Source organism: Polaromonas sp. YR568, assembly GCF_900116715.1.
Lineage (GTDB): Bacteria > Pseudomonadota > Gammaproteobacteria > Burkholderiales > Burkholderiaceae_C > Polaromonas.
The window spans coordinates 66,694-91,251 of the sequence record NZ_FPBM01000003.1 but is presented as its reverse complement, the minus strand read 5'-3'; the positions used below and the strand labels follow the sequence as shown (position 1 = coordinate 91,251).

Below are 24,558 nucleotides of genomic sequence, written 5' to 3'. Positions count from 1 at the left end.
CCTTTCTGTTCGACTTCTTTCCCGTCGCTTCACTCGATAACACCCGGTAACTTCATCGCATGACTTTCTGGATAGACACGCATTGCCACCTGGACGCGGAAGAGTTGTCCGCCGATGTGGCCGACGTGCGTGCGCGGGCGCGGACCAACGGCGTGGCGCACTGCGTGCTGCCGGCGGTGGGGGTCTTCAATTTCGAGGCGGTGCGGGTGCTGGCGCACCGGTTTTCAGACAGCTATGCGCTGGGCATCCACCCGCTGTGCGTGCCGCAGGCGCAAGACGCTGACCTGAAGGCCCTGGATGAAGAACTGGCGCTCAGAAAGTCTGACCCGCGGCTGGTGGCGGTCGGCGAGATCGGGCTGGATTATTTTGTGCCCGCGTTGATTGAAAGCCCGATGCGCGAGCGCCAGGAATATTTTTACCGTGAACAACTCAAGCTGGCGCGCAAACACGGGCTGCCGGTGATCCTGCATGTGCGCCGTTCGGCCGACAAGCTGCTCAAACACCTGCGCGAGCTGGCGCCCGAAGGCGGCTGGCATGGCATTGGCCACGCCTTCAATGGCAGCGATCAGCAGGCCATGGAATTCATCAAGCTCGGCTTCAAGCTGGGCTTTGGCGGCGCGGTCACGTTTGAGCCGGCGCTGCAGCTCAGGCGCCTTGCGGCCGAGCTGCCGCTGGACGCGCTGGTGATGGAGACGGATTCGCCCGACATTCCGCCGCACTGGATCTACAAGACCGCCGCCGAGCGCGAAGCCGGCCAGGCGCAAGGCCGCAATGAGCCCGGCGAGCTGCCGCGCATCGCACAGCAGGTGGCAGCCTTGCGCGGCATGACGGTGGACGCGCTGGCCGCTGCCACCACGGCCAATGCGCTGCACGCGCTGCCTGGGTTGAAGGCCCTGGTGCCGTGACGGCAAACTCATCGGCGTTGACGGGTTTGCCGCCCCTGGTCTCCAGCGCCACGCGGCTGTTGATTCTGGGCAGCTTTCCCGGTGTGGCCTCGCTGGCGGCGCAGCAGTACTACGGGCATCCGCAGAATCACTTCTGGAAGATCTTGCAAGCGATGTGGCCCGACAGCCCAATGAAGACGGGCGCAGGCAGCTATCAAGATCGCAGCGAGTGGTTGCTGGCCAGGGGTCTGGGCGTGTGGGACGTGTATGCCGCGTGCGAGCGCGAAGGCAGCCTGGACAGCAATATCCGCAACGCGGTGGTGAATGATTTTGCAGGCTTGAAGCAAGCCTGCCCCAGGCTGGAGGCGATAGCGCACAACGGCGGGGAAAGCTTCAAACATTCAAAGCACACGCTGCTGCTGGGTTTGCCGGTCTACAAGTTACCGTCAACCAGCCCGGCCAATGCGTCGTGGAGTTTTGAGCGCAAACTCGCGGCCTGGCGGGAAGTTTTTGAGAAACATGGACTGGTTTGATGCAAAAAAAAGAAACAGCGAAAGAGATCGCGAAAGAAGTGGCCGAGTTGCCGGAAGTCAATTTCTCCGACTACGGCGATGTGCGCTTTCTGCATTTAGGCACCGAATGGGTGCAGGGCTCCATGCTGCGCGATGCGCCCTACGACATCGAGCTGGAGTATGTGCAGCGCATGATGGCCGGCTTGCTGTTTATGGACGCGGCGGGCATCTCAAAGAAGCACGCCATGCAACTGGGCCTGGGCTCGGCGGCGCTTACCAAGTTTTGCTACAAAAAGCTGCGCATGAAAACCACGGCGATTGAAATCAACCCGCAGGTGATTAGCGCCTGCCGGCTCTGGTTCAAGCTGCCGCGTGACGACTTGCGCCTGCATGTGATCAACGCCGATGCCGCCGTTGAAATCAAAAAGGCGGTGCACCAGGGCACGGTGGACTTGCTGCACGTCGACCTGTACGACCACGAAGCGGCTGCGCCGGTGCTGGACAGTGCGGAGTTTTATGAGGACTGCCGCGACCTGCTGGCTGAAGACGGGGTGATGACGGTGAATCTCTTCGGCCGCGATTCGAGTTATGTGCAGTCCCTGACAAAAATCGCCGAGGCCTTTGGCCCCGAGGCGGTGTGGGCCTTCACGCCGACGCGCGAAGGCAACACCGTGGTGCTGGCCCAGCGCGAGCCCACGCGGCCCGAACGCGCCGAACTCCTGCAGCAGGCCGGCGTGATTGAATCGCGCTGGGACCTGCCCGCCAAAAAATGGATGCGGCTTTTCAAGCCTGTGGTGTGATGCCGACGCTTGGCGGCAAGGTGGCGAAGAACGGGTTCTAAGCTAAGGGTGGATGGGGTACAGTGCCACCCATGAGCGCTGTGACCCACCCCAAACCCCACCGCGAGCCGCACCCGAAAAAAGGCCATGTCGGCCCGCTGGACTGGCGCACGCTGGTGGAGTGGCTCAGTGAAGACGGTGTGATCAGCGCCGCCGAGGCGCAGCGCACCATCGCGCGCTGCTCGCAGGTGCAAAGCGCGCAGCCGCCGCTGACCCGTCTGGCCAGCGTGGGCATGACCCGCGTGGCCGATGGCAAGCCACTGGACATCGAAACCATGGCGCAGTGGCTGGCCGGCCGCGCGAACCTGGCCTATATGCGGATCGATCCGCTCAAGGTCGATGTGGGCAAGGTTGCCGACACCATGTCGGCCATGTATGCCGAGCGGCACAAGGTGCTGCCGGTGCAGGTCACGCCTAGCGAGGTGGTGATCGCCACCTCCGAACCCTTTATCACCGACTGGGTGCAGGAAGTCGAACGGCAGGCCAAGCGCAGCGTGCGCCTGGTGGTGGCCAGCCCGCTGGAGATCACCAAGTTCACCGCCGAGTTTTTTGCGCTGGCCAAATCCGTCAAGGCAGCTGTCAAGTCAGGCAGCGGGTCGACGACGGCGAGCTTTGAACAACTGGTGGAGCTCAACAAGAGCAACAAACAGCTGGACGCCAACGACCAGGGCGTGGTGCAGGTGGTGGACTGGCTCTGGCAGTACGCCTTTGACCAGCGCGCCAGCGATATCCATCTGGAGCCCCGGCGCGAGCAGGGCGTGATCCGCTTTCGCATCGACGGCGTGCTGCACCCGGTGTACCAGTTACCCATGGGCGTGCACAACGCCATGACGGCCCGCATCAAGCTGCTGGGCCGCATGGACGTGGTGGAAAAACGCCGCCCGCAGGACGGCCGTATCAAGACCCGCAACCCGCGCGGCGACGAAATTGAAATGCGCCTGTCGACCTTGCCCACGGCCTTCGGCGAGAAGATGGTCATGCGTATTTTTGACCCGGACACCACCGTCAAAAATCTCGATGCGCTGGGCTTTTCACAGCATGACGCCGACCGCTGGGAGCAACTCGTCAAGCGGCCTTACGGCATTGTGCTGGTGACCGGCCCGACCGGCTCTGGCAAAACCACCACGCTGTATTCCACCCTCAAGCGCCTGGCGACGGAAGAAGTCAACGTCAGCACGATTGAAGACCCGATCGAAATGATCGAGCCGGCCTTTAACCAGACGCAGGTGCAGCCGCACCTGGACTTTGATTTCCCCGAAGGCCTGCGCGCGCTGATGCGGCAGGACCCGGACATCATCATGGTGGGCGAAATCCGAGACCTGCAGACCGCCGAGATGGCCGTGCAGGCTGCGCTCACGGGCCACCTGGTCTTCAGCACGCTGCACACCAACGATGCGCCTTCGGCGGTATCCCGCCTGATGGAGCTGGGCGTGCCTTCTTATTTGATCAATGCCACGGTGCTGGGCGTGCTGGCGCAGCGGCTGGTGCGATCACTGTGCAGCAATTGCCGCGAGCCCGATGAGGCCGCGCAGCGTGAAACGCTGGCCGCAATGGTCAAGCCCTGGCAGATCAACGGGGGCTACCGGCCCTACAAACCCGTCGGCTGCGTGGACTGCCGCATGACGGGTTTCCGTGGCCGCATGGGTCTTTATGAGTTGCTGACGGTGACCGAGGGCTTCAAGGAAAAGGTCTCCAAAGAGCCCAATATTGATGCACTGCGCCGCCAGTCGATCAGCGAGGGTATGCGCCCACTGCGGCTGGCGGGCGCGCTCAAAGTGGCCGAAGGCCTGACGACGATAGAGGAAATACTCGCATCTACCCCGCCCCTTTCCTGAACCCTCCAAGGGTTTCTACCAACTTCACGGTGCCTTCGCCTTCCCGTCAGTGATGGGTAAGAAAATAGTTGACGAAAGGTAAGTGAAAGCCACATGCTGAATTCCCATGAATAAATGCACAATCCACCGATTCATTCTTACTTGTATAGAGGAGACAAAGCCGTGAATATCAAGAGTCAAAAAGACTTCTTCTCCGGCCTCATGTTCATGGGCGTCGGCGGGGCGTTCGCATGGGGCGCCACCACCTACAACGTGGGAGAGGGCGCCCGCATGGGTCCCGGCTACTTCCCGCTCATGCTGGGGATTTTGCTGGCCCTGATCGGGGCTGCCATCACTTTCACCTCGCTGGTGGTTGAAGCCGAAGGCGGCGGAAAAATCGGCAAATGGGCCTGGAAGCCCCTGTTTTTCATCATCCTGGCCAACGTGGTGTTCGGCATTTTGCTGGCCGGCCTGCCCAGCATCAAGCTGCCGGCCATGGGCATGATCGTCGCCATCTACGCCCTGACCTTCATCGCCAGCATGGCCGAAACCGGCTGGAAGTTCAAAACCACCTTCATTCTTGCCACCGTGCTGGCGATCGGCAGCTACCTTGCCTTCGTCGTGGCGCTCAAACTGCAATTCCCGGTTTGGCCTGAATTCATCACAGGCTAAGGATAAAAAATGGATCTCATTGCTAACTTGTCCCTGGGTTTCGGCGTTGCGTTCACGCCCATCAACCTGCTTTACGCCTTCATCGGTTGCGTGCTGGGCACGCTGATCGGTGTGCTGCCCGGCATCGGCCCGGTTGCCACCATCGCCATGCTGCTGCCGGCCACCTATGCCTTGCCGCCGGTGTCCGCGCTGATCATGCTGGCCGGTATTTACTACGGCGCGCAGTACGGCGGCTCCACCACCGCCATTTTGGTGAACCTGCCGGGTGAGTCTTCATCGGTGGTCACTTGTATCGACGGCTACCAGATGGCGAGAAAGGGGCGAGCGGGCCCTGCGCTTGCCGCTGCGGGCCTTGGCTCTTTCTTCGCGGGTTGCGTCGGCACGCTGATTCTGGCGGCCTTTGCTCCCCCTCTGACCGAGCTGGCCTTCAAGTTCGGCCCCGCCGAATACTTCGCACTGATGGTGCTGGGCCTGATCGGCGCTGTGGTGCTGGCTTCGGGTTCGCTGCTCAAGGCGGTGGCCATGATTGTGCTGGGCCTGCTGCTCGGCCTGGTCGGCACCGACGTGAACTCCGGCGTCGCACGCTTCAGCTTCGACGTGCCTGAACTGACCGACGGCATCGGCTTCGTGGTGATCGCCATGGGCGTGTTCGGTTACGGTGAAATCATCAGCAACCTGGCGCAACCCGAGCATGAGCGCGAGGTGTTCACGGCCAAGGTGACGGGCCTGTTCCCCACCAAGGAAGACTTCAAGAACATGACGCCCGCCGTGCTGCGCGGCACCCTGCTGGGTTCGGCGCTGGGCATTTTGCCGGGCGGTGGCGCACTTCTGGCTGCTTTTGCCGCTTACGCACTGGAAAAGAAAATCAAGATGCGGCCGGGCGAAGTGCCTTTCGGCAAGGGCAATATCCGCGGTGTGGCGGCGCCTGAGTCGGCCAACAACGCCGGTTCGCAAACCTCCTTCATTCCGCTGCTGACACTTGGTATCCCCCCCAACGCCGTGATGGCGCTGATGGTGGGAGCGATGACCATCCACAACATCCAGCCCGGCCCGCAGGTCATGACCAGCAACCCCGAACTGTTCTGGGGCCTGATCGCCTCGATGTGGATCGGCAATGCGATGCTGGTGATCCTGAACCTGCCGCTGATCGGCATCTGGATCAAGCTGCTGACGATTCCCTACCGCCTGCTGTTCCCCGCGATTGTGTTGTTCTGCGCCATCGGCGTGTACTCGACCAACAACAACACCTGGGACATCTGGATGGTGGCGATTTTCGGCTGCATCGGTTACCTGTTCATCAAGCTGGGCGCCGAGCCTGCTCCGCTGCTGCTGGGCTTCATCCTGGGCCCGATGATGGAGGAAAACCTGCGCCGTGCGCTGCTACTGTCGCGTGGCGACTGGAGCGTGTTTGTCACGCGTCCGCTGTCGGCAGGCCTGCTGGGCGCCGCTCTCCTGTTGCTGGTCATCGTGCTGTTGCCGGCGGTCAAGAACAAACGGGAAGAGGCCTTCGTCGAGGCGGATTAAACGACGCGAGAGATTTCACAAAGGTGCGAAGACGCCCTGTGAATCAAAATAAAAAAGGCACCTTCGGGTGCCTTTTTATTTGGCTTTTACATGGCTTTTGTTTGGCCTATTTTGCTTATTTGCCGCATAGTCGCGCGCAAAAATCGTTGCACAATGACCCAATGCAACGTAAACATATGATTTCCTGGGCCGCGTCTTTTGCCGCCGCTTTCTCTCTGGTGTTCGCAGGGCCTGCCCTGGCCCAGAGCTACCCCTCCAAACCCATCCGCATGATCGTGCCCTTCCCGGCGGGCGGTGCGACCGACATCCTGGCGCGCGCGCTGTCGCAAAAGCTGGGTGAGAAAATCGGCCAGACGGTGGTGGTCGACAACCGTCCGGGCGCAGGCGGCACCATTGGCGCCGATGCGGCCTCCAAGTCACCTGCAGACGGCTACACGCTGCTGCTGGCCACGTCGAGCACGCACAGCATAGGCCCGGCCATCAACCCGAAGATCCCGTACAACGCTGAGACCGACTTCACGCCGATTGCCTATGTGGCGAGCTCGCCCAATATCGTGCTGGTGCCCAATTCGTCGCCCTCCAAAACCATGCGCGAGTTCATTGATTACGCGCGCAAGAACCCGGGGCGCTTGAACTACGCCTCCAGCGGCAACGGCACCATCGTTCATTTGACGAGTGAATACTTCAAGGCGCAGTCGGAAACCTTCATCCTGCACATTCCTTATCGCGGTACCGCGCTGGCCATGCCGGATCTGATCAGCGGCAAGATCGACGTGCTGTTTGATTCCTTTGTCACCGGCATGCCGCATGTGAAGGACGGCAAGCTGCGCGCGCTGGCGGTCACCACCCTCAAACGCACGGCGCTCGCGCCCGACATGCCGACCGTGTCGGAAGTCTTGCCCGGCTTCGAGTCGGTCACCTGGTTCGGCGTGTACGGCCCCAAGGGCATGCCGCCCGAGCTGGTGGGCAAGGTCAACCAGGCAATCAATGCCGCCCTGGCCGATGCCGACGTGAAAGACCGCTTCGCCCGGCTGGGCGCGGAGCCCACGGGCAGCACGCCGCCGGCCTTTGCGGCCATGGTCAAGGCCGACACCGCCAAGTGGAAGAAAATCATTGCAGAGCGGAAAATCACCGCCGATTGATATCCTTCGATGGTCATGGCCGCGCGGCGTGACCTGGTTGGACAAGCAAACACCAACGGCCGATTTGCACTGATTTCACTGCCTGCGCGGGCGCGCCTCTTCGCGTATCTTCCTGCTTGTCTTCTCCGCTTTCCCTGATCTCCCTGACTGTTAACAGGTGACTCACTTCATGAACTTCAATTACAGCAACCCCTACACCTCCACCCGCCTGCCGCTGTTTGCGCGCAATGTGGTGTCGACCTCGCACCCGCTGGGTGCACAAGCCGGCCTGCGCATGATGCTCAAGGGCGGCAATGCGGTGGATGCCGCGATTGCCGCCGCTGCGGCCATGACCATCGTCGAGCCCGTCAGCAACGGCCTGGGTAGCGATGCCTTTTGCATCCTGTGGGACGGCAAGGAGCTGCATGGACTCAACGCCTCGGGCCGCGCGCCACAAAGCTGGACGCCCGAGTATTTCAGCCGCAAATACGGCGCCGATGCGCAGACGCCGCCCAAGCGCGGGATGGATTCCGTCACGGTGCCCGGTGCGGTCGCCAGCTGGGTGGCGCTGAGCAAACGTTTTGGCAAGCTGCCTTTTGCCGACCTGATGGAGCCGGCGATTGAGATCGCCGAGCGCGGCTACCTGTTGCCCCCCGTGGTTCAGCAAAAGTGGGCGGCCGCCACGGCAGAGCTGCAATCGCTGCCGGGCTTTGCGCAGTCTTTCCTGCCCTGGGGCCGCGCGCCCAATGTGGGTGAGCTGTTCCAGTTCAAGGCCGCGGCCAGAGCGCTGCGCGCCATCGCTGAAACAAAAGGCGACGCTTACTACGGCGGCGCCATCGCCCAGGCGATTGAAAAGTTCTCCGCACAAAACGGCGGCAGCATCACCGCCAAAGACTTCGCCAACTACCAGCCCGAGTGGGTCAAACCCATCGCCAAGGATTACCGGGGCTACACACTGCATGAGATCCCGCCCAACGGGCAAGGCATTGCCGCGCTGATCGCGCTGGGCATCCTCGACAAATTTGATGTGGCCGGTTTGCCCGTTGACGGCGTGGACTCGCAGCATTTGCAGATTGAGGCCATGAAGCTGGCGTTTGCCGATATTTACAAGTACGTGGCCGAGCCCTCGTCAATGGAGGTGACGGCCGAGCAAATGCTCGATGACAGCTACCTCGCATCCCGTGCCAAACTGATAGACATGAAAAAGGCACAGGACTTTGGCGCGGGCAACCCCGTCAAAGGCGGCACGATTTACCTCACCGCGGCCGATGAAGACGGCATGATGGTGAGCTTTATCCAGAGCAATTACATGGGCTTCGGCTCGGGCTGTGTCGAGCCAGAATTCGGCATCAGCCTGCAAAACCGCGGCCACGGCTTCAGCCTGCAGCCGGGCGTCAACCAGGTCGCGCCGGGCAAGCGGCCTTTCCACACCATCATCCCGGCCTTCCTCACCAAAGACGGCCAGCCGGTGATGAGCTATGGCGTGATGGGCGCCAACATGCAGCCGCAAGGCCACATGCAAACGCTGGTGCGCATGCTGGACTACGGCCAAAGCCCGCAGGTTGCCTGCGACGCACCGCGCTGGCGCTACAACGCGGGCATGGAGATCAACGTCGAAGCTGGCATGGACGCGGGCACCGTGCAGGGCCTGGCCGAACGCGGCCACCGCATGGAGGTGATCAACGACTCTTACCAGGATTTCGGCGCCGGCCAGTTCATCTGGCGCGCCGGCAACCCCAAGACCGAAGGTTACGTGGCCGCCAGCGATGCGCGGCGCGACGGCCAGGCCGTGGGTTTTTAAGCAAGCACCTTGACCGGCGAAACCGATACTCCCAAACCACCAGCCCCCTCAGGGCAGGACGGACGGGCGCAAGCAGCGGCACAAGCGGCGACCAAAAGCCTGGCGCCCGGCCTGTTGCTAGCCACCTTCGGCGCCATCGCTTTCAGCGGCAAGGCCATCATCGTCAAGCTGGCTTACCGCTACGGCGTCGACGCTGTCACGCTGATCATGTACCGCATGCTGTTTGCGCTGCCCATCTTCGCGGCGATGGCGTGGTGGGCCAGCCGCGGCAAGGCGCCGCTTACCCGCAAGGACTGGCTGGGCGTGCTCTGGCTGGGCTTTACCGGCTATTACCTCTCCAGCTTCCTGGACTTTGCGGGGCTGGCGTTCATCAGTGCATCCCTTGAGCGGCTGATTCTTTACCTCAACCCCACCGTGGTGTTGCTGCTGGGCCTGGTGATGTACAAGCGCCGCGTCAGCCCGCCGCAGATCATCGGCATGGCCATCAGCTACTGCGGCGTGGTGCTGGTGTTCGGCCATGAGATCACGCTGCAGGGCGCCGACGCTGCCTGGGGCGCGCTGCTGGTGTTCCTCAGCGCCGTCAGCTATGCGCTTTACCTGGTGTACAGCGGCGAGATGGTCAGGCGGCTCGGCTCGCTGCGCCTGGTGGGCCTGGCCACCTCCGTGGCCTGCCTGCTTTGCCTGCTGCAGTTTGTCCTGCTGCGGCCCATGAGCGCCGCCGTTGCCGTGGCGCCCGAGGTGATCTGGCTGTCGCTGCTCAATGCCACGCTGTGCACGGCCGTGCCGGTGCTGATGGTAATGATGGCGATTGAACGCATAGGCGCCGGCATGGCCGCGCAGACCGGCATGGTGGGCCCGATGTCGACCATCTTGATGGGGGTGCTGATTCTGGGTGAGCCGTTTACGGCCTGGGTGGCGGCCGGAACGGTGCTGGTGATTGCCGGGATTTTCGTTTTCACCAAAGGACGTTAACGCTGCCGTCGTGACGCAAAGCGGCGCCGTGCCGTTGGGCGCCTTGTCTGGATGAGGCCTCTTTTGGCCTCCATACGAGCTCAGAACCGGCCCTCACGCGGATTCACCACCTGGGCCGGATTCCCTGCTTTCTCAGTTCGTCTTTTTGGCGGGTGGTCGTGCAGGCGCCTGCGCCGTCGGCCGGCGGTTTGCCCCGCTCATGCGCTGTGCCACCGTCACGGACGGCTGGCCCGCATAGGCGTCCAGCCGGTTGCCCATGGCTTGCTCGAGCTGGTTCAGGCGTGTCTGGGCGGGGGGATGGGTGCTCAGCGACAGGGCAAAGAGCGCATCATCCGGCGCGGCGGTGCGCAGTTGCTGCAGCACGGCGACCAGGCCGTAGGGGTCAAACCCCGCGCGTGCAGCCAGGGCCACGCCGGTGCGGTCGGCGTCAAATTCGTCTTGCTGGTCCAGGCCCTTGGTGTACATGTTTTTGCCCAGCGCCAGCAGCTGCGACGACACCATGCCGCCCAGGTCATTCTTCAGCTGTGAGCTGATCACCTGCGTCAGCAGGCCGGCACGGGCTGCCTTGTTCATGGCGATCAGGTGGTGCTTGGCCGTGACGTGGGTGATCTCATGCGCCAGGATGCCGGCCAGCTCGCCTTCGTCCGCCACGCGGTCCATCAGGCCCTTGGTGACGAACACGTAGCCGCCCGGCGTGGCAAAAGCATTGAAGCCGGGGTCGTCGAGGACGGCGAAGGTCCAGGGCAGGTCGGGGCGGGACGATTGCAGGCTGATCCAGCGGCCCAGCTGGTTGACGTAGCGCTGCATGGCCATGTCGGGGTAGAGCGGCTTGCTACCCAGCAACACAGCGGCCAGTTGCTGGCCGATCTGGACTTCACGCGGCTCATCGATCTGGTCCAGCGATTGCGACAGCAACTGGAACAGGTCACCGCCCTGCGCCGCCTGGCTGCCCGCAGGCGCCAGGCTCGCACCCAGCAACGCGCCTGCCAGGCCCGAGGCTGAATTGGGTTGTTGTGCCGGTTGCGCAGGCTGGTTGGGCTTTATCAGTGACTGGAACAGGCCGCCCAGCGCCTTGGCCGCGTCCTGGGCCTGGGCGGTGAGGGGGCTGAGGCCGGCCAGCAAAGCCAATGCAAAAACCGCTTGGCGTGCGGGCGTTCCCAGCGTTTGGAGGGCGTGAAGATTCATGGCAGTGCCTCTTGTCTTGTGTTTTTGTACTTGCTTTTATCAGCGGCCGTATTGCTCGGTGGCAGCGCTGGGCGCCGCGGCCGGTGGTGCGGGCGTGGGCAGAGGGTCGACCTGGCGGCTGTTCAGCGAGGCGCTGCCGGCAAACTGCCGGGCTTGCGCGGCATTGGCGCGGTTGGCGTCGGCTTGCGCCACGGCGGCCAGATTGGGCTGCGCATTGGCGAGGTCTTCGGCGCCCAGGCCGCGTATGCCCACGGTGGAGGTGGCGACGGTGCTGCCCGGCGCCTGTGCGCTGCCCTTGTTGAAAAAGCTGGAGAGGCTGCGCAGCGCACCGGCGCCTGTGCTGGAGCTTTGCGCGCTGGCGGAGGTGATGTCAAACATGTGCACCCAGCCGGTGGCACCGTCGGCCGTGCGGACCTTGATCCACGCGCCCTGGCGGTCGCCCAGCCGCGTCACCGGTGTTTGCACCGGCAACGGTGCCAGGCTGCGCGAGGCATCGCCCGGCGCATCGCGCAGCTGAGCTTCGCGTTTGATCAATGCGGCTTCGCCTTGCGGCTGGGCCTGCGCCACGGCGCTGAACACCAGCAGGGCAGAGATAACCATCCCCGCCTGAAATTTTGATTTACTCAGTATCATGAGCCGCTCTCCTCCCGTGGTTGTCATCAAGGAATTATTATGGATTTGGGTATTGCAGGCAAATGGGCGCTGGTGTGCGGCGCCAGCAAGGGTCTGGGACTGGGTTGCGCGCAGGCGCTGGTGCGCGAAGGCGTTCATGTGCTGATCGTGGCGCGCGGCGCTGAAGCCCTGAAGGCCGCAGCCGCCAGACTGGAGGCCGACAGCGCCCTCCCTGCCGGCACCAACGTGCAGTTCATCGCGGCAGACATCACCACCGTGGAAGGCCGCGCCGCCGTGTTCGCGGTGCGCAAGGACTTCGACATCGTGGTCACCAATGCGGGTGGCCCGCCGCCCGGCGACTTCCGCGACTGGGACCGCGATGCCTGGATCAAGGCGGTGGACGCCAACATGCTGACCCCGATCGAGCTCATCAAGGCGACTGTCGACGGCATGGCCGCGCGCGGCTTCGGGCGCATCGTCAACATCACCTCCAGCGCCGTCAAGGCGCCCATCGACATCCTTGGCCTCTCCAACGGTGCGCGCAGCGGCCTCACCGGTTTTGTGGCCGGCGTGGCGCGCAGCAAGCTGGCGGCGCAGGGCGTCACCATCAACAACCTGTTGCCCGGCGCCTTTGACACCGACCGCCTGCGCGGCACCATGAGCGGCGCGGCGCAAAAGACCGGCCAGCCGCTCGAGGCCATCATGGACGCGCGCCGCAAAAACATTCCGGCGCAGCGCTTCGGCACGCCCGAGGAGTTTGGCGGCATCTGCGCTTTCCTGTGCAGCATGCAGGCCGGCTACATGACAGGGCAAAACGTACTGACCGACGGCGGGGCCTATCCGGGCAGCTACTGAGCGCATTGCCCTTGAGCCTGCGCTACCTCAATTTCGATTACGCGGAAGGAACCGACGGCACGGGCACGCTGGAGGCGATGGCCTCCATCTGGCCGGAGCAGACGCCGGCCGTGCACGCCGAGATCGCCAAGGTGCTGACGTGGGCCCATGCCGAATTCCCCGGGCGGCGCGGTCCGCTCGATGAAGGCTTTGACTGGGATTACGACCTGCACGGCCTGCGCGAGATAACGGCGCCCGAGGCCGTGCACTATGACGAAGTCACGCGCCAGATCAGCGTGGAAGCCGGCCCGGCCGGCAAGCCGCGGCATACATTGACGCTCTCGCTGAGCGGAACGCCCGTGTTTTGCGAGGCGTTCATCCAGCAGTTTGGCCTGAACGCCGATTGAATAGCGTGCTGAACGGCGTACCGAACAGGTGTTTTAAACCACAAGTTAGCGTTAACATTCAAGCATGAAGTCACCCTCAGAGACGCTGCGAAAAGCCAAGCGCGCCCCGCGCCCCGGAACCGGCGGCATCACGCTCAGCGATGTGGCCAGCCTGGCTGGCGTTTCTGCCATCACGGTATCTCGTGCGCTCAACACGCCCGCAGCCGTCTCGCCCGAAACGCTGGAGCGTGTGCGCAGCGCAATTGCACGCAGCGGCTACGTGCCCAACCTCATCGCCGGCGGCCTGGCTTCCAACCGCAGCCGCCTGGTGGCGGCGCTGGTGCCCACCATTGCCGGCCCGGTGTTTCTGGAAACCATACAGGCGCTGACCGACGCATTGGCCGAGGCCGGCTGCCAGCTGATTTTGGGCCAGAGCGGCTATGGCGGCGCGCGCGAAGACGCACTCATCGACGCCATCGTGGGCCGGCGGCCCGACGGCATTGTCCTGACCGGCATCATGCATTCACCCGAAGGGCGAAAGCGCCTGCTGGCCTCGGGCATTCCCATCGTCGAGACCTGGGACATCACGCCCACGCCCATCGACATGATTGTGGGGTTTTCACAGGAGAAAGCCGGCGCCGAAGTGGCCGACTACCTCTACCGCAAGGGCTACCGCCGGCCGGCGCTCATCACCGCCGACGACCAGCGCGCCATGCTGCGGCGCTCGGGCTTTGAGCAGCGTTTTGCCGCGCTGGGCGTGCCCGCCATCCCGGCCTGCATGGTGCCCGCACCCTCGTCGCTGGCCAATGGGCGCTCGGGCTTTGCGCAGCTGTGGGCGGACCAGCCTGAAACCGACGTGGTGTTCTGCGGCTCGGACGTGATTGCGCAGGGCGTGATCACCGAAATGCAGGCCATGGGTATGACCGTTCCCAAGGATGTGGCCGTCATGGGTTTTGGCGACATGCCGTTTGCGGCGCACACCCATCCCGCGCTCAGCACGGTGCGCATAGACGGCACCTCCATAGGCCGTCAGGCGGCGCGTTTTATCCTCGATCGCGTCGAGGGCCTGGACCCGGGCCCCAAGGTGCGCGACCTCGGGTTTTCCATAATCGAAAGAGCCAGCGCCTGACTTGACGGGCCTGGTTTTGCTCATTAACATTCTCATTTGTTAGCGCTAACATAAGCGCCGGATCAAAAACCGCAGCAGGCCCAACGGGCAGGCCGCGGCAGACGACAACAAGCAACAACAAACCCAAACGGACAAACGGCAAATGCCAGGAGACAAAAGAATGAGCATGTATTTCACGCGCCGCAAAGCGCTGGGCGGCCTTGGCGGCCTGGGCCTCTCGGCGCTTGCCGCTGCACCGCTGCGCGCGCTGGCGGCCGACATCGCCACGCCGGGCTGGCCCGCCAAGCCCATTGCCTACATCGTGCCCTTCACACCCGGCGGCTCCACTGACGTCATTGGCCGCACCCTGTCGCAAAAACTGCAGGATGTGCTGGGCCAGCCGGTTGTCGTCGACAACAAGCCCGGCGCGGCCGGCGCCGTGGGCGCGACCTATGTGGCCAAAGCCAAGCCCGACGGCTACACGCTGTTCGGCGGCACCATCAGCACGCACGCCATCAATGCCAGCCTCTACAAAAACCTGCCTTATGACCCGGTGAAGGATTTCGAGCCCGTCTCGCTGGTGGCCATGCTGCCCAATGTGCTCGTCGTCAATCCGGCGCTGGGGCTCAATTCGGTGGCCGACCTGGTGGCGCTGCTCAAGCGCGACCCGTCCAAGCGCTACTTCGCCTCCTCGGGCGCGGGCACATCCACCCACCTGGCCGGCGAAATGTTTGCCGAGCTGATCGGCGTGCCGCTCACGCACGTGGCCTACAAGGGCACACCGCCCGCGATGATGGATGTGGTGGCCGGGCAGGTGCCTTTCATGTTCGACCAGATGACCGCCGCCGTCTCGCTGGTGCAGGCCGGCAAGCTCAAGCTGCTGGCTGTGACCACCGCCAAGCGCATCACGCTTGCGCCTGAGCTGCCGACCATGATGGAGTCGGGCATCGCGAAGTTCGAAATGTCTTCCTGGCAGGCGGTCTACGCGCCCAAGGGCACGCCGGCGCCCATCGTGCAGCGCCTCAATGCCGAGATCACCAAGATTTTGAAGATGCCCGACGTCATCGCCAAGCTGCACGACCAGCTCGGCATGGAAATCATCGCCAGCACACCCAGTGAGCTGGCCGCCCATATGAAAACCGAAATCACCCGCTGGGCCGAACTGGTCAAAAAATCCGGAGCCACGGCAAGCTGACAATGAGAAACAACGACATCCGCATCACGCACGCCCGCGTCACGCCCATCGCGTTTCGCGACGCACCGCTGCTCAATGCCAGCGGCATCCATGAGCCCTGGGCCCTGCGCAGCATCATCGAGCTGGAGACCTCCGACGGCCGGCTGGGCATTGCCGAAACCTATGGCGACGCGCCCATGCTGGTGGCGTTGGAGCAGGCACGCCCGCTGGTCACAGGCCTTTCGCCTTTTGACCTCAATGCCATGGAGCAGCGCGTACGTGCCAGCATCAAGCCGGGGCAGGGCGGCGGCGTGCAGTTTGAACTCGCGCCCGGCTCCCACACCGCCAAAAACGCCGAAAAAGTCATCAGCGCACTGGAAGTGGCGATGCTCGACTTGCAGGGCCAGGTGCTGGGCCTGCCCATCTGCGATCTGCTGGGCGGCGCGGTGCGCGACGCCGTGCCTTACAGCGCCTACCTGTTCTACAAATATGCCGAGCACGCCGAAAAACCCTATGCGCCCGACGCCTGGGGCGAAGCGGTGACGCCCGAGCAGCTCGTCAAACAGGCCCAGGCCATGGTGAGCCAATACGGCTTCAAAAGCATCAAGCTCAAGGGCGGCGTGTTCACGCCCGCTGAAGAAATCGCCGGCATCAAGGCTTTGCGCAAAGCCTTTCCTGATCATCCGCTGCGGCTGGACCCGAACGCCAACTGGTCACTGCAGACCAGCATAGACGCCGCGCCCGAGCTGGATGAATTGCTCGAATACTACGAAGACCCGACACCGGGCCTGGAAGGCATGGCCCAGCTTGCCGCGCACTGCCGCAGCCCACTGGCCACCAACATGGTCGTCACCACCATGGACGAGTTCCGCCGCAATGCGTCGCTCAAGGCGGTGAAAATTCTGCTGTCGGACCATCACTACTGGGGCGGCCTGCGCGCAACAGCATCACTGGCGCGCATGTGCGAGGTCTTCGGCATGGGCATGTCCATGCATTCGAATTCGCATCTGGGCATCAGCCTGATGGCGATGACGCACGCCGCTGCCGCGATTCCCAACCTGACTTATGCCTGCGACACGCACTACCCGTGGCAGGAAGAAGAAGTCATCAAGGGCGGCCGCATCCAGTTCGACCAGGGCACCGTCAAGGTGCCGACGGTGCCCGGCCTGGGCGTCACGCTCGACCCGGCCCGGTTGGCCGTCTTGCACCAGCAATACCTCGATTGCGGTATCCGCAACCGCAACGACCTCGCGCAGATGCGCAAGTACCAGCCGGATTTTTCCGGCGTCAGCCCGCGTTTTTAAGGAGCTGGCAGCAGCCCCGGATTCACGTTTGACAGTTCACCGTTTGCTTTCCGTTTTTCGCTTTTCACACCAACAATGAAGGAGACAAGATCATGATCAAGTTCGAGCATTTGATGTCCCGTCTGGCTCGGGGCCTCTGCGCCGCGGGATTCCTGGCCGCGTTCATGGGGGCGGCGCATGCGCAGCCCGTGACGCTCAACGTCGTCGACGTGGCCGGCAACCTGGCGCTCACGCAGGAAGCGCTGGAGTCCTTCGCCGCGAAGAACCCCACGCTGGTTTCGCGCATCACCTTCACCAAGGCGCCGTCGCCCGAGCTGCCTGGGAAGATACGCGCCATGCAGGCCGCCGGCCGCACCGACATCGACCTGGTGCTCACCGGCACCGATGCGCTGGCCGCGGGCATCGCACTCAGCCTCTGGGAGCCGCTGCTGCCGGCGCATGCGGCGAAGTTCCCGAACCTGATGGACAACTACCTGCCGGCCGCGCGCAAGATGCAGGATCTGTCGAGCGGCCAGGGCGTCATGGTGACCTACACGCCGGCCGGTCCGCTGCTCGAGTACAACCCAGACAAAGTCAAGACCCCGCCGAAAACGCCCGCCGAGTTGCTCAGCTGGTGCAAGGCCAACCCCAACAAGCTGATCTATGCGCGCCCCGCCAACTCCGGCCCGGGTCGCACCTTTCTGATGGGCCTGCCCTATATGCTGGGCGACAGCAACCCCAAGGACCCGATTGCCGGTTGGGACAAAACCTGGGCCTACCTGAAAGAGCTCAACAGCTGCATCGAGTACTACCCCACCGGCACCGGCGCCGTGTTCAAAGAGCTCGGCGAAGGCTCGCGCGACATGACCGTGACCATGACCGGCTGGGACATCAACCCGCGCGCATTGGGCGTGGTGCCCAAGCAGTTCAAGGTGGCGGCTTTCAACAATTTCACCTGGGTCGATGACGCGCACTACATGGTCATGCCCAAAGGCCTGCCCGCCAACCGCCAGGCCGTGGTGCTGCAGCTGATGGCCTTTTTGCTGCAACCCGCGCAGCAGGCGCTGACCTATGACGCCGGCTACTTCTACCCCGGCCCCGCCGTGAAAGACGTGCCGTTGACTGCCGCACCGCAGAAAAGCCAGGACGTGATCAAGGAGTTCGGCCGCGCTGAGTACGCCGACTGGATCACCAAAAACCCGCACGCCCAGCCGCTGGAAGACAAGGCTCTTGTAGCCGCTTTCAAGAAGTGGGATCAGGAAATCGGCTCCGGCAAAGCCAAGTAAGCGCGCTCTAAATAACAAGCAAGCCCGCGCTGCGGGCGTAAAAGGTTTTGACATGGTGATGCCCAACACCGCGGGACGGCCCGCGGCGAAAAACGAGTTCAGGCAGTTGCGCCTGGACGGCGTGAGCCGCAGCTTCGGCGGCGCCCACGCGCTCGAAAAACTCTCGCTGACCATAGAGCGCGGCGAATTCATCGCGCTGCTCGGCCCCTCGGGTTGCGGCAAGTCGACCGCGCTTAACTGCATGGCCGGCCTGATGCCGCTGTCGGACGGCAGCATCTGGCTGGACGAGCGGCGCATAGACACCCTGCCGCCCGAGAAGCGCGGCTTCGGCATGGTGTTCCAGAACTACGCGCTCTTTCCGCATCTGTCGGTCAGCCGCAATGTGGGTTTTGGCCTGAAGATGCGCGGCGTGCCCGCGTCCGAGATCGACCAGCGCGTTGCCGCTGCGCTGGACACCGTGCAGCTGCAGGCACATGCCGGCAAGCTACCCGGGCAACTCTCGGGCGGACAGCAGCAGCGCGTGGCCATTGCGCGTGCCATCGTGATCGAGCCGCCGCTGATCCTGATGGACGAGCCCTTGTCCAACCTGGACGCCAAGCTGCGCATTGAAATGCGTTCCGAGATACGCCGCATCCACCGCGCCCAGGGTTGCTCCACCGTCTACGTGACGCATGACCAGGACGAAGCCCTGGCCATGGCCGACCGCATTGTGGTGATGAAGCTGGGTGTGGTGCAGCAGATCGGCACGCCGCAGGAAGTCTTTGCGCGGCCGGCAACGCTGGATATTGCGCGCTTTATGGGTTACCGCAATGTGCTGCCGGTGCGGGTGGCCCAGGCCAATGGCGCAGGCCTCACACTGGAAGGTCCCGATGGCGTAAACCTGGCCGGCACCGCCATGCACACGCTGCAGGCCGGCCCGGCGATGGCAGCGATACGGCCCGACGAGCTGATCATCGGCGACGGCCCGCAGGCTTTTGCCGGTGTGGTCGAAACCGCCGAATACGGTGGCCGCGAATGGTTGCTGCAAGTGAAGACGGCATTTGATGACTTGCTTTACGTCCGTTCATCACGCGTCGTCACGCCGGGCGACCACGTCATGCTGTCGGCTCCGCCCGAGCGCGTGCTGGTCTACGCAGAGGAAGCCTGAAATGAGCGCCATGACCCTGCCGCCGCCACAAGGCGCCGCACGGCGCCCGCCCTTTGACCCTGCCGTCATGCTGGTGGCGCCTGCCGCCGCGCTGATGGTGATGTTCTTTGTCTACCCCTTTGCTTACGGTCTGCTGCTGTCTTTCCAGCCGCAGCAGGGCGGGGTGTTTGAGAACTACATCCATTTCTTCCAGACACAAGACCTCTGGAAGACGATCGGCAACACCATGCAGCTGGCGCTGCCGGCCACTGTCATCAACATCGCCTGCGCGCTCGGCATTGCCTACGCCACGCGCAGCAAGGGCCCTTACCAGCGTTTGCTGTCGACCCTGCTGGTGGTGCCGCTGACCCTGGGCACGGTGCTGATTGCCGAAGGCATGCTGACCTACTTCGGCCCGCAGGGCTGGCTGGCGCAGTCGCTGCGCTGGCTGCATCTGTATGAGGGCTCGATACGCCTCACGCACAACTACTGGGGCGTGCTGATCTCGCTGATCATCACCGGCTTTCCGTTTGCGTATCTGCTGATCCTCTCCTACATCACCGGCATAGACCCGGCCCTGCCGCGCGCCGCCGCCACGCTGGGGGCCGACGGCTGGAACCGCTTTCGCCACATCTACCTGCCGCTGCTCACGCCGGGGCTGGTCATGGCTTTCTGTCTGTGTTTTGTGCAGGCCTTCTCGGTCTTTCCTTCGGCCGTGCTGCTGGGTTCCCCGGCCGGCACCACGCGGGTGATCGCGATTGCCGCGTATGAGGCGGCCTTTGAGCAATACGACTATTCGCTGGCCTCGGCCGTCGCCATGATCATGGGCCTGGTCCAGCTGGCCATCGTCGTGGCGGCGCTGGGTTTGCGGTCCTTCTTCTACCGCGGCCCGGTGGCGGGAGGCAAGGGATGAGCGCGACCCACACACAGATGCATGAGAAAGACCCGCTGCGCGACCGCGCCTGGCGCGCGCTGGTCTGGGGGCTGATCGCCTTCTTCCTGGTCAACGTCGGCATGATGATCCTCGCCGTCGCTACCAACTCGGTCGCCACGCGCTGGCTGGGCACCTGGCTGCCTGAGGCCTACACCCTCAGCTGGTATGTCTCGGCCTGGAAGGAGTTCCAGCTCGGCCATGTGCTGGTGGTCACCGTGGTGGTGGTGTTCTCGGTGGTGTTTTTGTCGCTGCTGATTGGCGTGCCTGCTGCCTACACGCTGGCGCGCAAAGACTTTCGCGGCAAGAAGCTGCTCACGCTGCTCTTTCTGCTGCCGCTGATGGTGCCGCCGATTACCTACGGTATTCCGCTGGCTACGGTGATGTACCAGCTGCACCTGGCCGGCACGCTGCCGGGCGTGATCATCGCCAACATGATTCCTGCGCTGCCCTTCGTGATCCTGGTGATGACGCCTTTCATCGAACAGGTGGACACCAACATCGAGTCGGCCGCGCGCGTTTTCGGCGCCAACACACGGCAGATGTTTCTCTACACCCTGGTGCCGTTGCTGGCGCCCGGTGTGCTGGCGGCGGGCCTGCTGGTGCTGGTGCGTACGGTGGCGATGTTCGAGCTGACCTTTCTGGTGGCCGGGCCGGATACGCAGACGCTGGTGGTGGCGCTCTATTACGCGGTGTTTGCCGCCGGCGTGCGCGCCGGGCAGTCGGTGGACGCGATGGCGATGATTTACATGGCGATCACGGTGCTGTGGCTGCTGATCGCGCTGCGCTTCGTCAACCCCACGCAGCTGGTGAGTCGCGTGAAGGAGCACCCGGGCAAAGCCTGACGAGCCGGACATGAGGCTGAAAAGCGCCTGAAAAGATTTTCCGTTGGTGGAAAATTGGGCACGGAAAGCAGCTGGGCTGCTCTCCGTGCATTTTTTTGCCTGAGCAATCGGTGACCCGGCTTACACCAGCGACTCTTCGCAAGGCACTGGCGCGTTGCCAACCCGCCGCATCAGCTCGTGCTGCAGGCCAAAGACCTGAAGCTGCTCCGCATAAGGCGCAAGCATTTGCTCTTCTTTCGCGATGGTCACCCCCAGCAGGTCGGCCATTTTTTCCTTGCTCACCTGGCCATCCGCCAGCAGTTCGTCGACGATGCGCAGCAGCAGGGCCGAATCGGCTTTAAGGATCTCCTGCGCGCGTGCATAGGCCTCTGCCAGCAGGGCTTCGATCTCGGCATTGGTCGGCTCGACGTCGGTGTTGAGGTTTTCCTCCGTTTCATCGGCCACGTCAGTGCGGCTGAGCCGGTTGCCGAAGCCGAAGTGGCGCACAAAACGCGCCGCGAGAGCCGTGGCGTTCTTGAAGTCGCTTTCGCTGCCGGTGGTGCAGGCATCGTCGCCGAACACCAGGGCCTCGGCGGCGCGGCCGGCCAGGCCCACGCAGATGCGGTCCAGGCAGCTTTGCCGTGATTCGGCCTTCATACGCACATAGCTGTTGTAGCCGCCCTCGAAAGACGCCACATTGATCTTGACCTCCTGCGGCGCATGGCCAAACAGGCGGCCATAGACCAGACCGTGGCCGGCTTCATGCACGGCCAGCAGCGCCCGGAAGTCCGGACTGGCGCGCTGCTTGAGCTGGTTGAGGTCCAGCGGCACCGGGTAGGCGATGCCGGGGCCTTCACCGTCGACACCGCAACTGACGCGCAGCGATTGCGTGGCCGCATCCAGCCTGACGTGCAGCGTGGTGCCTTCCGGCATGCCACGCTCAATCGCCCACAGCGCGGCATTGACCAGCGGCGCACTCAGGATGGCATGGATAGACGAGAACAGCGGGCGTGTGCCCTGGGCCGGAAACACCGCATTGGCATAAATGCCTTCGTACACTGACTCATGCAGCACAAAGTCCAGACCGGCGCTCGCCAGCATTTCATCGGCATATTTGCCGCAGGTGCTGCGGATCAGCCGCTCATACGTGGCCTGGCTTAGCGACGGGTAGATCACATGGTTGTTGCCCAGCCGTGCAATCTGCTCGGGCTTGAAGCGCTCTCCCAGTGCCTTCTTGACGTCGATGACGGAGAGCTTCTTCGTCATGGCATGAAAGATGTCGGCGTCGGTGTCGCAGTCTTCCACACGGCTGGCGGTGCCTTCGTACATCTCATCCAGGTTGCCCGAAACGATGATGAGCAGGCGGCTGTAATCCGTCTCCCACGAGTCGGTCGATGCCCTGAACTCCAGCATGCGCTCCTGCAGTTGCTGGGGCGTCCAGGTCATCACTTCCTGCAGCGGCTCCTTGAGCTTGAGGCTTTGCTTGAACTCCTGGGCCTGATAGGGTGAGAGCTTGAACTTCAGCTTTTTGGGCTGGGTGGCGTCCGCGGCAGGTTTGTCTTCATCCGGGTGTTCGCGTTCATGCTCGTATTGCGAATACGCCAGAGACGACTCCAGTTCCTGCAGGAAAGACAGCGACGGCGGCAGGCGCCCGTCGGACAGCAGTTGCCAGACGTCCTGGTAGCGTTTGACGGCGAAGTCCTTGCCTTTTTCGTCGACGGTGCGAAAGCGCTGAAACTCGTCCAGCACCAGAATGCCGGGCTCGCTCTCGGCGACGCCGGATTCTGCCAGCATGGCGCTGATGGAATCGGCGCTGCGCCAGCTGCTGCCGTTGCTGAAGCCGTCCATCTGCACTTCGACAAAGCGGTCGTAAAAGCCCAGCTTTTGCGCCAGGCTGCGCGTGAGCTGGGTCTTGCCGGTGCCGGTCAGGCCCCACAGGCACACAATCACCGGGCGGCGGATGATATGCGGCAGCACATACCAGGCGCGGATCGACTCGATCACCCGGTCGATGATGTCGTCAATACCGAACAGTTCGGTCTTCAGCTCCGCAGCCACCGCAGCCAGATGGGCGCTGCGTTCGCGCATGAGCTCCGGCGGCACGCGGGTCGCGGCCGCCGTCTCGGTTGTCATATCGTTCTTCATGTCAGTCAATCAATCAATTTTTTGAGGGCCTTGTGCAAGGCCACGGTTTCAGCACGGCGGTTGGCGCCGGTGCTGCGAATATGTTTGCCCGCGCCGGACGTGATGGCACGGCGAGCTAGCGCCTGCACCACGGGGTTGCGCGGGGCTGGCAGCTGCACGGTCAAAGCCAGCGGCTGCTTCATGCGCCGCAAATGCTTGACCTTGCCGGCGGCAAAGTCACGGGAAAAAGTTTTGGCACTCATGTGCACGCTCCGAAAAAGCAAAAACCCCGGCGAAAAAATCAGCCTGGGGTTTGCGGAGCGCGCTTCACACGTGAAGGCGCGGCACCGACTGCCCGCAGGGCTGGGTATGGTTGGCACCACATCCAGCCGGGGGCAGTGGACGGTGCGTCAGGTGTGAGTGAACAAAGTCATGGTCTTGGTGGCTTCAAGGGTTGACTGCGCAAGGTTATTCGTTGCGCAGCGGCTCAAAGCAAGGAACGGATTCTGAAGAGCCCGTGCAAGCTTGGCAAGTTTTATGCGATGGTTTTTCGCAAGGTGTGGTGAAAATCAAACCATTGCCGCGCAATGCGGTTGGTGTTGTTGATTGCCTTAGCGCCGTGACGACACCACGATGCCGCCCACGATCAGCACAAAGGCCACCGCGTGATAAAGGTTCGGAAGCTCGCCGAGGAAGGCTGCCGACAACAGCGCGGCGAACAGCGGCGTGAGGTTGGAAAAGAAGCCCGCAATCGCAGGCCCCACGCGTTGCACGCCCATGCCCCAGCAGCGGTAGGCGATCACTGCGGGCCCGACGGCCACATATAGCAAGGCTGCTGCCAACGGCCAGCCCCAGCTGATGTGCGCGTCCGTCAAGGTCCATTCACCGGCGGCAAACGCACCCGACCAGGCCAGGCCGAACACGATTTGCGCGAGCAAAAAGGCGGCCCAGTCGCCGCGGATCTCTTTCGGCTCTTTGGGTTGCGAGAGCAGCCAGCTGTAAAACGCCCAGGCCAGCGTGGCCAGCAGCACATACAGATCGCCGGGCACCAGGTGCACCTGCATCAAGAGCTCCCACTGGCCGCGCGACAGCACCACCAGCACGCCGGCAATCGATAGCACGGCGCCGGCGATCTGGCGTTTCGAAACGGGCTGGCCAAAAAACAGCGCACCCACGATCAGCATCCAGATCGGCACACTGGAGGCCACCAGCGTGACGTTGAGCGGGGCCGAGGTCTTCAGCGCCAGGTATTGCAGCGCGTTGTAGCAGCCCACGCCCAGCAGGCCCAGCACCGCAAAGCGCCGCCAGAGCGGCCACAGGCTGCTGTCCGGTTTCAACACGCGCCATGCCAGCGGCAGAAGAATCACAAAGGCCAGCGCCCAGCGCATGAAATTGAGCGTCATGGGCGGCACCAGGCCGGTGACCAGGCGGCCGACCACGGCATTGCCGGCCCAGAGCATAGGCGGAATCACCAGCAGCGAGGCGGTGGCGGGCGTGAGGCGTTGGGTCATGGCGGTGACTTTACCAAGCGATGCCGTTTTCCTGC

The 24,558-nt window shown here is 63.3% G+C and carries 23 protein-coding genes; 18 read left to right on the top strand and 5 right to left on the bottom strand.

Annotation, left to right across the window (positions count from 1 at the left end; genetic code table 11):
- The first annotated feature begins 59 nt into the window (after nucleotides 1–59).
- From BM408_RS07895 to BM408_RS07855, 9 genes are all read left to right on the top strand, one after another.
- On the top strand, nucleotides 60–905 hold the full coding sequence (locus tag BM408_RS07895; RefSeq protein ID WP_092128723.1) for a TatD family hydrolase: 846 nt from the start codon (nucleotides 60–62) through the stop codon (nucleotides 903–905).
- Nucleotides 902–1,417 carry a DNA-deoxyinosine glycosylase gene (locus BM408_RS07890; protein ID WP_092128721.1) on the top strand — a complete coding sequence of 172 codons (516 nt, stop codon included), beginning with the start codon at nucleotides 902–904 and terminating at the stop codon, nucleotides 1,415–1,417. The genes BM408_RS07895 and BM408_RS07890 overlap by 4 nt, the downstream gene beginning before the upstream one ends.
- Nucleotides 1,417–2,196 (top strand): spermine/spermidine synthase domain-containing protein, encoded by a 780-nt coding sequence (locus BM408_RS07885; protein ID WP_092128719.1) that lies wholly within the window; start codon nucleotides 1,417–1,419, stop codon nucleotides 2,194–2,196. The genes BM408_RS07890 and BM408_RS07885 overlap by 1 nt, the downstream gene beginning before the upstream one ends.
- A gap of 71 nt (nucleotides 2,197–2,267) precedes the next feature.
- Complete coding sequence (locus BM408_RS07880; RefSeq protein WP_092128717.1) at nucleotides 2,268–4,070, top strand: type IV pilus assembly ATPase TfpB; 1,803 nt, start codon at nucleotides 2,268–2,270, stop codon at nucleotides 4,068–4,070.
- A gap of 162 nt (nucleotides 4,071–4,232) precedes the next feature.
- A complete protein-coding gene (locus BM408_RS07875; protein WP_092128715.1) occupies nucleotides 4,233–4,721 on the top strand; it encodes a tripartite tricarboxylate transporter TctB family protein in 489 nt (162 codons plus the stop codon).
- Between the two features lie 9 nt (nucleotides 4,722–4,730).
- Nucleotides 4,731–6,245 (top strand): tripartite tricarboxylate transporter permease, encoded by a 1,515-nt coding sequence (locus BM408_RS07870; protein WP_092128713.1) that lies wholly within the window; start codon nucleotides 4,731–4,733, stop codon nucleotides 6,243–6,245.
- A gap of 161 nt (nucleotides 6,246–6,406) precedes the next feature.
- On the top strand, nucleotides 6,407–7,387 hold the full coding sequence (locus BM408_RS07865) for a Bug family tripartite tricarboxylate transporter substrate binding protein (protein ID WP_092128711.1): 981 nt from the start codon (nucleotides 6,407–6,409) through the stop codon (nucleotides 7,385–7,387).
- A gap of 169 nt (nucleotides 7,388–7,556) precedes the next feature.
- Complete coding sequence (locus BM408_RS07860; RefSeq protein ID WP_092128709.1) at nucleotides 7,557–9,167, top strand: gamma-glutamyltransferase family protein; 1,611 nt, start codon at nucleotides 7,557–7,559, stop codon at nucleotides 9,165–9,167.
- 9 nt (nucleotides 9,168–9,176) lie between these two features.
- Nucleotides 9,177–10,139, top strand: coding sequence for a DMT family transporter (locus BM408_RS07855; RefSeq protein ID WP_371326998.1), 963 nt, complete (start codon nucleotides 9,177–9,179; stop codon nucleotides 10,137–10,139).
- Between the two features lie 132 nt (nucleotides 10,140–10,271).
- On the opposite strand, the gene BM408_RS07850 is transcribed toward BM408_RS07855, so the two are convergent.
- Together BM408_RS07850 and BM408_RS07845 are read right to left on the bottom strand one after the other, a co-directional pair.
- The gene (locus BM408_RS07850) at nucleotides 10,272–11,324 is read right to left on the bottom strand and encodes a M48 family metalloprotease (protein ID WP_092128708.1); all 1,053 of its coding nucleotides are present in this window, start codon (nucleotides 11,322–11,324) and stop codon (nucleotides 10,272–10,274) included.
- A 39-nt stretch (nucleotides 11,325–11,363) separates the two neighbouring features.
- Entirely contained in the window at nucleotides 11,364–11,924 is a 561-nt protein-coding gene (locus BM408_RS07845) for an SH3 domain-containing protein (RefSeq protein ID WP_175541721.1), read from the bottom strand.
- A 72-nt stretch (nucleotides 11,925–11,996) separates the two neighbouring features.
- Here BM408_RS07845 and BM408_RS07840 point away from each other — a divergent pair, with 72 nt between their 5' ends.
- From BM408_RS07840 to BM408_RS07800, 9 genes are all read left to right on the top strand, one after another.
- Nucleotides 11,997–12,791 carry an SDR family oxidoreductase gene (locus BM408_RS07840; protein WP_092128706.1) on the top strand — a complete coding sequence of 265 codons (795 nt, stop codon included), beginning with the start codon at nucleotides 11,997–11,999 and terminating at the stop codon, nucleotides 12,789–12,791.
- 11 nt (nucleotides 12,792–12,802) lie between these two features.
- The gene (locus tag BM408_RS07835; protein ID WP_092128704.1) at nucleotides 12,803–13,177 is read left to right on the top strand and encodes a hypothetical protein; all 375 of its coding nucleotides are present in this window, start codon (nucleotides 12,803–12,805) and stop codon (nucleotides 13,175–13,177) included.
- A 64-nt stretch (nucleotides 13,178–13,241) separates the two neighbouring features.
- Nucleotides 13,242–14,285: a LacI family DNA-binding transcriptional regulator gene (locus BM408_RS07830; protein WP_092128702.1), complete on the top strand. Its 1,044-nt coding sequence runs from the start codon at nucleotides 13,242–13,244 to the stop codon at nucleotides 14,283–14,285.
- A 160-nt stretch (nucleotides 14,286–14,445) separates the two neighbouring features.
- Nucleotides 14,446–15,459, top strand: coding sequence for a Bug family tripartite tricarboxylate transporter substrate binding protein (locus tag BM408_RS07825; RefSeq protein WP_092128700.1), 1,014 nt, complete (start codon nucleotides 14,446–14,448; stop codon nucleotides 15,457–15,459).
- A gap of 2 nt (nucleotides 15,460–15,461) precedes the next feature.
- Nucleotides 15,462–16,742 (top strand): glucarate dehydratase family protein, encoded by a 1,281-nt coding sequence (locus tag BM408_RS07820; protein WP_092128698.1) that lies wholly within the window; start codon nucleotides 15,462–15,464, stop codon nucleotides 16,740–16,742.
- A gap of 113 nt (nucleotides 16,743–16,855) precedes the next feature.
- Nucleotides 16,856–18,007 (top strand): extracellular solute-binding protein, encoded by a 1,152-nt coding sequence (locus tag BM408_RS07815; protein WP_092129474.1) that lies wholly within the window; start codon nucleotides 16,856–16,858, stop codon nucleotides 18,005–18,007.
- 52 nt (nucleotides 18,008–18,059) lie between these two features.
- Nucleotides 18,060–19,154 (top strand): ABC transporter ATP-binding protein, encoded by a 1,095-nt coding sequence (locus tag BM408_RS07810; protein ID WP_092128695.1) that lies wholly within the window; start codon nucleotides 18,060–18,062, stop codon nucleotides 19,152–19,154.
- A gap of 1 nt (nucleotide 19,155) precedes the next feature.
- Nucleotides 19,156–20,046, top strand: coding sequence for an ABC transporter permease (locus BM408_RS07805; protein ID WP_371326997.1), 891 nt, complete (start codon nucleotides 19,156–19,158; stop codon nucleotides 20,044–20,046).
- Complete coding sequence (locus BM408_RS07800) at nucleotides 20,043–20,909, top strand: ABC transporter permease (protein WP_254774739.1); 867 nt, start codon at nucleotides 20,043–20,045, stop codon at nucleotides 20,907–20,909. The genes BM408_RS07805 and BM408_RS07800 overlap by 4 nt, the downstream gene beginning before the upstream one ends.
- 120 nt (nucleotides 20,910–21,029) lie before the next feature.
- On the opposite strand, the gene BM408_RS07795 is transcribed toward BM408_RS07800, so the two are convergent.
- The 3 genes from BM408_RS07795 to BM408_RS07785 form a co-directional block, all read right to left on the bottom strand.
- Nucleotides 21,030–23,021, bottom strand: a complete 1,992-nt coding sequence (locus tag BM408_RS07795; RefSeq protein WP_254774738.1) for an AAA family ATPase — start codon at nucleotides 23,019–23,021, stop codon at nucleotides 21,030–21,032.
- Nucleotides 23,022–23,038: 17 nt separating this feature from the next.
- Nucleotides 23,039–23,275: a hypothetical protein gene (locus BM408_RS07790; protein WP_092128691.1), complete on the bottom strand. Its 237-nt coding sequence runs from the start codon at nucleotides 23,273–23,275 to the stop codon at nucleotides 23,039–23,041.
- 348 nt (nucleotides 23,276–23,623) lie between these two features.
- The gene (locus BM408_RS07785; RefSeq protein ID WP_092128689.1) at nucleotides 23,624–24,523 is read right to left on the bottom strand and encodes a DMT family transporter; all 900 of its coding nucleotides are present in this window, start codon (nucleotides 24,521–24,523) and stop codon (nucleotides 23,624–23,626) included.
- Between the last annotated feature and the right edge of the window lie 35 nt (nucleotides 24,524–24,558).